General features: G+C 62.1%; 2 protein-coding genes and 1 pseudogene. 1 reads left to right on the top strand and 2 read right to left on the bottom strand.

The window, feature by feature from the left end; genetic code table 11:
• Positions 1 to 563, top strand: a pseudogene (locus B7L71_RS17115) (mechanosensitive ion channel family protein); the annotation flags it as partial.
• On the opposite strand, the gene B7L71_RS10270 reads toward B7L71_RS17115, so the two are convergent.
• Positions 531 to 968, bottom strand: coding sequence for a hypothetical protein (locus B7L71_RS10270; protein ID WP_016914687.1), 438 nt, complete (start codon positions 966 to 968; stop codon positions 531 to 533). The pseudogene B7L71_RS17115 and the gene B7L71_RS10270 sit on opposite strands and share 33 nt — an antisense overlap.
• Before the next feature lie 87 nt (positions 969 to 1,055).
• On the bottom strand, positions 1,056 to 1,236 hold a 181-nt coding region (locus B7L71_RS10265; protein ID WP_170919484.1), incomplete at its 5' end, for a DnaJ domain-containing protein.

The following is a 1,236-nucleotide window of genomic DNA, read 5'->3' as shown; positions in this document are numbered from 1 at the left end:
TTAGCCGTATCGAATCGATCCACAACATGTCGCGCCAGTTCGGTATCGCCTTGATGCGGATTCGCATTCCCTATGACATGAAAATCGATGACGCCATCACGCTGATGCAGGAAACGGCTCAGGAGTTGCGCAAGGACCCGATGATGCGTCACTACATCTGGTCGCCGCTGGAGATGCAGGGGGTACAGGCCTTCGAAGATGGCTGCCCGATATTACGGATGCGCTTTCGCACCGCTCCTGAAATGCAGTGGGACGTGTCACGCGCCTTTAATCTGCTGCTGAAGCAGCGCATGGAAGCCCAGGAAATCGACTTGGGTGTACCGCGGCTCAGCGTGCGTATGGAGGCGCGCTCTGAGGCCCGTGGCGACGAGCCCCATGGCACCGACATGACGCTGCAGCATCGCCAGCAGGGCGACGTCGATTCGCCCCAGCATGCCCCTGAACCACCCAGGCCTGCGCCCAGGCCCACCGAGGCCGAAATCCGCCGTGACGAGCGGCAGCGCCCTGAAGGCTCAACGACTGCGCCGCCGCTATCTCAATCCCAGCCCAAGCCCCAGACTTAGGGCAATGCCAATGGCCAGCCCCAAGCCTGTGCCCAGCGCAAATAGCGTGACCAGCAGCCAGGGGCCGCGCAGCCCTCGCCAGCGGTTATATAGCGAGACGGCGTGGCTGACTCGGTCGACCAGTTCGTCATGGCGTGAAATGGCGTGGTCAGGGGGCAGCGAGAAGTCATTGGCCACGTCACCTTGCCAGTGTGCTCCGTGGGTCAATCCAAGGCGCGCGCGCAGGCGGCCGATGTCGCTCAAGGTACCGTGCAGCGCATCGTAGGTTTCACGGTGCGGGGGTACCGTCAGCACCGAGGTGGCGTCCTGGCGCAGTGCGCTGTTGGGGCAGCGCGCCACGGCGGTGTCGATCTGCTGCTCATTGGCATTGGGGGGCAGGCTCAGGCGTTGATAAAGGTCGCGCATAATCCGGCGTTAGTCTCGTCACAATGGACACAGTGGAAGGTCGTGGTTTCAGCATGGCGGGTAGCATACGTCGCTGCCCCGTGACGCTTAGTAAGTTTGCATCAGATAATCATACGCGTTTTTGATGCGCTGAAAACGTGCCGAGGCCAGCGCCACCTGATGTTCACTTTCCGAATAGAAGCGGTCGGGGTGATGCAGCTGCGCCATGCGTCGATAGGCCTTGCGCACCTCTGTCTTGCTGGCGCCGGGCGTCAGCCCCAGCACGGCC

The sequence above is a fragment of the Halomonas sp. BC2 genome, from assembly GCF_002078115.1.
GTDB lineage: Bacteria > Pseudomonadota > Gammaproteobacteria > Pseudomonadales > Halomonadaceae > Vreelandella > Vreelandella stevensii.
Note: the sequence above shows the minus strand (reverse complement) of the source record. Positions and strands in the feature narration are given on the sequence as shown.

Bases quoted from the DNA above. Each gene is read 5' to 3' on its own strand.
- B7L71_RS10270 (WP_016914687.1), bottom strand. From the start codon at position 968: ATGCGCGACCTTTATCAACGCCTGAGCCTGCCCCCCAATGCCAATGAG.